Origin of the sequence: Schleiferilactobacillus shenzhenensis LY-73 (genome assembly GCF_000469325.1) — a bacterium.
GTDB classification, from domain to species: domain Bacteria; phylum Bacillota; class Bacilli; order Lactobacillales; family Lactobacillaceae; genus Schleiferilactobacillus; species Schleiferilactobacillus shenzhenensis.
The window spans coordinates 67,712-74,735 of the sequence record NZ_KI271589.1; the positions used below are offsets into that span (position 1 = coordinate 67,712).

General features: G+C 55.6%; 7 protein-coding genes. 3 read left to right on the plus strand and 4 right to left on the minus strand.

Annotated features, from left to right (window positions below; genetic code table 11):
• Window positions 1–35: 35 nt before the first annotated feature.
• The 4 genes from L248_RS07785 to L248_RS07800 form a co-directional block, all read right to left on the minus strand.
• A complete protein-coding gene (locus tag L248_RS07785; RefSeq protein WP_022529613.1) occupies window positions 36–311 on the minus strand; it encodes a hypothetical protein in 276 nt (91 codons plus the stop codon).
• 64 nt (window positions 312–375) lie between these two features.
• Window positions 376–879, minus strand: coding sequence for a hypothetical protein (locus tag L248_RS07790; protein ID WP_022529614.1), 504 nt, complete (start codon window positions 877–879; stop codon window positions 376–378).
• An 82-nt stretch (window positions 880–961) separates the two neighbouring features.
• A complete protein-coding gene (locus tag L248_RS07795) occupies window positions 962–1,876 on the minus strand; it encodes a HAMP domain-containing sensor histidine kinase (RefSeq protein ID WP_245585281.1) in 915 nt (304 codons plus the stop codon).
• A gap of 149 nt (window positions 1,877–2,025) precedes the next feature.
• The gene (locus tag L248_RS07800; RefSeq protein ID WP_022529616.1) at window positions 2,026–2,700 is read right to left on the minus strand and encodes a response regulator transcription factor; all 675 of its coding nucleotides are present in this window, start codon (window positions 2,698–2,700) and stop codon (window positions 2,026–2,028) included.
• 273 nt (window positions 2,701–2,973) lie between these two features.
• Between L248_RS07800 and L248_RS07805 the strand changes: the two genes are divergently transcribed.
• From L248_RS07805 to L248_RS07815, 3 genes are read left to right on the plus strand one after another with little or no spacing between them, the layout of a single operon-like run.
• On the plus strand, window positions 2,974–4,725 hold the full coding sequence (locus L248_RS07805) for an ABC transporter ATP-binding protein (protein ID WP_022529617.1): 1,752 nt from the start codon (window positions 2,974–2,976) through the stop codon (window positions 4,723–4,725).
• A 1-nt stretch (window position 4,726) separates the two neighbouring features.
• Window positions 4,727–6,484 carry an ABC transporter ATP-binding protein gene (locus L248_RS07810; RefSeq protein WP_022529618.1) on the plus strand — a complete coding sequence of 586 codons (1,758 nt, stop codon included), beginning with the start codon at window positions 4,727–4,729 and terminating at the stop codon, window positions 6,482–6,484.
• Window positions 6,485–6,509: 25 nt separating this feature from the next.
• On the plus strand, window positions 6,510–6,965 hold the full coding sequence (locus L248_RS07815) for a MarR family winged helix-turn-helix transcriptional regulator (RefSeq protein WP_022529619.1): 456 nt from the start codon (window positions 6,510–6,512) through the stop codon (window positions 6,963–6,965).
• Window positions 6,966–7,024: the final 59 nt, after the last annotated feature.

Sequence of the window (7,024 nt, forward strand, 5' to 3'; positions counted from 1 at the left end):
GAAAACTAAATTGCGCTGTTTTTCTGTTAATGTCGTCATTTATTACCTCGTTTTCCATCGTTAGACCACTGCCGGTATTGCCGATAAATAATCAGTGTGACCATACTCACTAGGCAGCCACCCACCGCCACAATTGCCCAGCCAGCGGCACCGTGCAGCGTCACTGGCCAAAGCCGGGCCGTGTAAGCAGCACCAAGAACGCCAGCGGTCAGGCCCAAGGCACTGCCGATGAGTTGTTCGCCATTCCGCCAACCGTCCACGGTCGTTACTGCCACCCCGCAGATCAACCCCATCACGATGATGTAAGCCACGCAGCAGTCCTCCTTTTCTCCGTCGAATGAAAAGCATACGGTAAGCAGCTCATCCCGGTCCTCCTTAAAGCAGTGCAAATGCTGCTTGGCAAGTGGCCGTCATATTGTCATAGTGCGCATCAATTTGGGGACTCAGCCGTCGCTCTGCTCTGCTTTCAGACCAGCGGTAGAGGGGATATGCCAGAGCCCACCCGATGAAGCCCGGCACTGCCAGGGCAATGGACAAAAGAGTGAAGACGGCTTCCCAAGCAAAAACCGAGCCGGCTAAGAACGCCGTACCAGCGATTCCCACAAGCAACGCAAGGAATGTTGGTCGTGAATGCTGGCAGCGATGCAGCCGCGCTATCTCAGCCATCTGCTGGTCGTACTGCTTCTGCAACCGATTCAGTTCCGACTTATGGGCCAATCCCCGATCGCGACGGAACTTTAAGGTGCTGTTCTGAGCGTGCTCACGGTTGGCCACCAGTTGCCAACCAAAGTTCCGATAGCCGTCCACATATGATTCCCGCAACGGCGTGGGTACGGTCTGGGCAAGGTATTCATAAGCAATAAAGTTTTCGTCTGACATAAAAATACGCCTCCTGTTTTCTTGATGATTCAAGAATACGGGAGGCGTATTGGCAAAATGTTCGGAAAATGTTTCTGAAATGTTAAGCTTGCGCAGTCTGCAGGGTGACCGTCACTGTCGTGCCCCGCCCAAGAACACTCGTCACTTTGACAGGAACACCCATGAGCTGGCTGATTTGCGCGACCATGGCCAGTCCCAGCCCATTGCCGTCCGGGCTGTGAGAGGTATCGCCCTGGAAAAATTTATCAAACATGTGCGCTTTCGTCGTTTCGTCCATCCCTGGGCCGTCATCTGTGATCGTCACGCCGACGATTCCCGCCGATTCCTGGGCAGCGACGGTGATATGGCCGGCAACCGGCGTAAACTTCACAGCATTACCAATAATGTTGTGCCACAAAATCATCAGCAGTGCCGGATCGCTTATGACGGTTAACTTGTCCGGCAGTGTGACCGTCAACGCAAGCTGTTTGCTATCCAAAACTTCGTCGTAATCCAATAGCGTTCGGGTCAGCTGCCCGGGCAAGTCAACCGGCCGACGCTCCGGCGGAGTCACTTGGGTTTGCAATTTGTTGAGCTTCAGAATATTGGTCACTAACGCGGCCAAATTGCTGACAGCACGATTGATGGCTGCGGTGTACTGTTGTTGGGTGGCAGTATCTAACCCCGGCTGCTGCAGCGCCTGAGCGTATCCTTGAATATTCGCCAGCGGGCGCTTGAACTCATGGGATACATTCGCCACAAAGTCATCGCGCAGTGTCTCCGTCGAGCTTAATTCAGCGACCATGATGTTGAAGTTAGCAAACATCGCATCCAAGTAGTCATATTGTTGTGGCGGATGAACCGGTTGCAGATAGACAGAAAAGTCGCCGCCTGCCACTTTTTCTGCGGCGGCGCTCAGCGCCCTGAGCGGCGTATCAAAAGTACGGTATTTCTGCCAGGCCGTAAAAGCGGAAAAAGCGGCAGCAGCAATAACCCAATACAAAATGTACCAGGGCAAGAAGGGACTCCAGACCCGCCGCCAATTATTGCTGTACAACAGGCCCGGCAAAGCAGCCAGCACGCTCATGACGACGAATGACGCCAAAAACTGGGACCAGGAAAAATGCCGATTAACTCGGGCCTGGACCGGTGTACGGTTACTTCTCTTCATTGCTTGATCACCGCCTTATAGCCCAACCCGTGAACAGTCTTGATCGTAAACCCGTCGGCCGCCTGAAACTTGTCCCGCAGCTTGGTAATATACACATCAACCGCACGCATGCTGGTATTGCTGGCCAAGTCCCAAAACTCATCCATGAGCTCTGCCCGGGAGAAAGCGTGGTTCGGGTACGCCAGCAATTTATATAGAATCTGAAATTCACGCAGCGTAACGCGTACATCTTGCCCCGCCAGAGTGGCGGTGACCGCCTCACTATTCAGTGTCAGGTTACCCACCGTCAGCACATTGTCCTCTGTGATTTTGGCCCGGCGCAACAGCGCTTTGATGCGCAACTGCAATTCATCAAAGTTGATGGGCTTAACCATGTAATCGTCGATGCCTGAATTGAAGCCGCGTTCCTTCGACGCAATGTCATCCCGGGCGGTGATGAAAAGAATGGGGATGTCCGGGTCAGTCCGGCGGATTTGCTGGGCGAATTGATAGCCGTCGACCTTAGGCATCATAATGTCTGACAAAATCAAATCGAAGTGCTCTGCCTGGATAAAAACATAGGCTTGGGCAGGCTCTGTTGCGCCAGTTACCATATAACCGGCCTGCCGAAGAATCGTCTGTACAATATCATTGAACTGGGTATCATCTTCTACGACGAGAATTTTGACCATTAGTGGCTCCTCCTCAGGTGTTTTCTCAAGGGTACGGGTTTTGGCGGGCCGTTTCAAGTAAAGAAAGGGTAGCAGCAATCAGCGGAGCTTCTTTTATTAGCCCCCTGTGCAGCGGCATGCGCCGCGGTCGTCGATTCTCCCCGTCGCTTGCATCGACAATCAAAGCGTGTATAATGATTAGCATGCTAAACGATTAAAGAAGGCTGGACTTCGTGTCTAGCCTTCCTCATCCTGATACAATTAGCAGGCTAATTATTCAAGGAGATGTTCCTTATGCTGAAATTGCTCAAGCGCCTGAACAAGAAAGAGTGGCTGACGATTGCCGTCAGTGTCCTCTTCATCACCGCCCAGGTCGGCTTCGAACTGGCCATTCCCGGCTACATGACCCAGATCACCACGGCGCTGGAGACCAAAGGCACCACCGCCGCCACGATCTTGCGGCCTGGTGCCGTGATGCTGCTGTACTCGCTGTTGAGTATGGCCTCTTCCGTCATTGTCGGTTACTTGGCTGCCCACATTGCGGCGGGCTTCGCCGCTCGGGTGCGCGGTCAGGTCTTTGATCGGGTCATGGCGTATTCCACAGCCGATATCAACCGATTCTCTATTCCCAGTTTACTGACCCGGTCCACGAACGACATCACCCAAGTGCAAATGATCATCGCCATGGGCATGCAAGTTTTGATCAAGGCCCCGATCACCGCCGTGTGGGCAATTACCAAGATTGCCAACAAGGGCTGGCAGTGGACCACTGCCACCGGCGCGGCCGTGGTCGTCTTGGTGCTCATGCTGACGGTCATCCTGACACTGGTCCAACCGAAGTTCAAACGGGTCCAACGGCTGACTGACCGGTTAAACCTGGTCACCCGGGAAAACCTGAACGGCATCCGGGTCGTCCACGCCTTCAACGCAGAAGATTACCAGAACAAGAAATTCGACCAAGCTAACCAAGAACTGACTGGGACCAACCTATTTGCCAACCGTGTCCTAGGCTTGATGAACCCGGGGATGTCATTGATTTCTAACGGGTTGACGCTCGCGGTATATGCGATTGGGGCGAGCCTGATCCAAGCCGCCAGCGGGGCTGCCAAACTAACGCTTTTCTCCAACATGATCGTCTTCTCTAGTTACGCCCTCCAGGTCATCATGGCCTTCCTGCTCCTCAGTATCATCTTCGTCATCCTGCCCCGGGTCTCTGTCTCCGCCGGCCGGATCAACGACGTCTTGGCGGTGACTCCCAGTGTCACTTATCCATCCAAAGTGCCTGCCGCCACAGAACCGGCCGGGACGATTGTCTTCGACCACGTGACGTTCCGCTTTGCCGGCGCCGAAGCCCCCGCCATTACCGACCTGTCCTTCACCGCCCATCCTGGCGACACGATTGCCTTCATCGGGGCTACCGGCAGCGGCAAGTCCACTGTCTTGAATCTCCTGGCCCGCCGCTACGATGTCACCGGCGGCCGCATCACCATCGATGGGGTGGACGTCAAAGACTATCCTGAAGAAGCCTTGAACGATAAGTTCGGCTACATTCCCCAGAAGGCTGTTCTCTTCTCCGGGACGATTCGCAGCAACCTGGATTACGGCACCGGGGCAAACAAGCCAGCCACCCTCGCCGACACCGACCTGCGCCGGGCCCTGCGCGTTGCCCAAGCGGATGATTTCACCAGCGATTTAGACGCACCGGTCGCCCAACACGGGGACAACTTCTCTGGGGGGCAGAAACAACGACTAGCCATCGCCCGAGCGGTGGCCCGCCGGCCCGAGATCCTCATGTTCGATGATTCATTCTCGGCATTGGACTATGCCACTGACGCCAAGCTGCGCCAGGCCTTGCACCAGGAAGCCAAGGGCACAACCCAAGTGATCGTCGCCCAGCGGATCAGTACCATCATGGACGCCACAAAGATTGTGGTCCTCGACGAAGGCCGCGTCGCCGGCATCGGTACCCACGCTGACCTTCTCGCCCACAACAAAGTCTATCAAGAGATTGCCTATTCTCAGTTAAGTAAGAAGGAGTTGGCCTAATATGGCAGAAGAAAAGAAAGTGAAATTGCTCCCGGGTATTCGCCACTATGGCCAGCCCTACCTCATCGCCATGATCGCCGCCATTGTGCTGGCCGCAGTCGGCAGCTTAGCGACGCTGCTCGGGCCCAACAAGCTCAGCGACATTACCAATAAAATTGCTGCCGGCCTGCGCGGTACAATGGACGTCGCCGGGATCGGCCGCATCGTCCTCTTCTTAGCGGTCGTCTACGGCATTGGGGCACTGGCTTCTTATGCCCAAGCCTATATCATGGCCACGGTTTCCCAGAATTTCACCCGTGACTTGCGGACGAAGATATCGCGCAAAATCAATCGACTGCCCCTTACCTACTTTGACACCCATAACGAAGGGGACACGCTCTCCCGGGTCACCAACGACCTGGATACCTTCGGCCAATCACTGAACCAGAGCCTGGGTACCCTGGTGTCCTCAGTCGTGCTGATTGTCGGCGCAATCGTTATGATGACCGCCAGCAACTGGCTGCTCAGCTTGACCACCATTGTTTCGTCGCTCTTGGGGATGGTCGTGGTCGTCCTGCTCCTCAGCCACTCCCAGAAGTATTTCACCGACCAGCAGAACCAGCTGGCCCAGGTCTCGAGTTTCGTTGAAGAAACCTATTCTGGTCACGATGTGGTCAACACGTATAACGATACCGCCCACGCCACCAAGCAGTTTAACACCCTGAACCGGAAGCTGCAGAGCAGCGTCTGGAAGGCCCAGTTCCTCTCCGGCATCATGCAGCCGTTCATGACCTTCGTCGGCAACTTCGGCTATGTCGCCGTCAGCGTGGTCGGCGCCCTACTGGTCCTCAACGGCACGATCACCATCGGTACCGTCGTCGCCTTCATGGTTTACGTGCGCATCTTCACCCAGCCGCTGGGCCAGATCACCCAAGCCTTCTCTGGCTTGCAATCGGCCCAAGCCGCTCTCCAGCGCGTCTTCCAATTCCTGGCAGAAAGGGATGCGGACGATCGGGCCAATGCGCCGCAACACATTGACCGCGCCAAAGGAACGATTGACTTCGACCACGTTAACTTCGGCTATTCCGCTGATAAGCCCATCATCCATGACTTTACCGCCCATATTGGGGCCGGGGAGAAAGTGGCCATCGTGGGCCCTACTGGCGCTGGCAAAACGACGCTGATCAGCCTGCTCATGGGGTACTACCCCGTCACCAGTGGGACGATCAAAATCGACGGCGTCGACACCCGCGACCTTTCTGTCACCACGATCCGCAACCAGTTCGACATGGTCCTCCAGGATACCTGGCTGTTCGCCGATACGATTATGGCGAACTTGAAATACAACGACCCGGCCGTGACTGATGCCCAAGTCATCGATGCCGCCAAAGCCGTGGGTATCGACCACTTCATTCGGACCTTGCCCCAGGGATATGAGACAGTGCTGGACGATTCCGTCACCCTCTCTGTTGGTCAGAAACAACTGCTGACGATTGCCCGGGCCCTGATTCGGAACAAACCCATGCTGATTCTCGACGAAGCCACCAGTTCCGTGGATACCCGCACCGAGGAACAGCTGCAGGCCTCGATGGATGTACTCACGAAAGGCCGCACCAGCCTGGTCATCGCCCACCGGCTGTCGACGATCAAGAACGCCGACAAGATTCTGGTTCTGAACGGCGGCCGCATCATCGAATCCGGTAACCACGACACTCTGATGGCCGCCAATGGGTTCTATGCTAAACTGTACAACAGTCAGTTCGATAAGTTGACCGCCTGAACGGTGAGGAATGGAGATGGCCCCTGTGTCTAACGATATTGGCCCGTTGATTAAAGCATTGAACACGGAGATCCAGAAAGCAATCAATAATCGGCTGGCCCAGTCTTCCCCCGACCGGCCAGCGTTGACGAGTGCCCAAGCGGAGCTATTAATGTATCTTGTGCGCCATCACGACAAGGTCATCTTCCAAAGCGACCTGGAATCCGTCTTCAACCTGAGCCGACCGACCATCAACGGCCTGGTCAAGCGGCTGAAGGAGGCGGGGATGGTGGCCGTTGTCCCGACGCCGGCTGATAAGCGCTACAAGCAAATCATGATGACGGCCACCGCGCGGCGGGAGATGATCGCCCACCAGCCCGAGTTCGACGCGCAGGTCCAGGCGCTGGAACAGGCAATGACCACCGGCATGACGGCGGATGAAGTGGCGGAGCTGCACCGGTTGTTGCGGCTGATGCTGCACAATTTGAAGAACGAAGCATAAGCAAGGGACTGGGACAAAATTCTCCCTCGACGCCGTGCCAAAGCTCCGCAAGCTCCGGC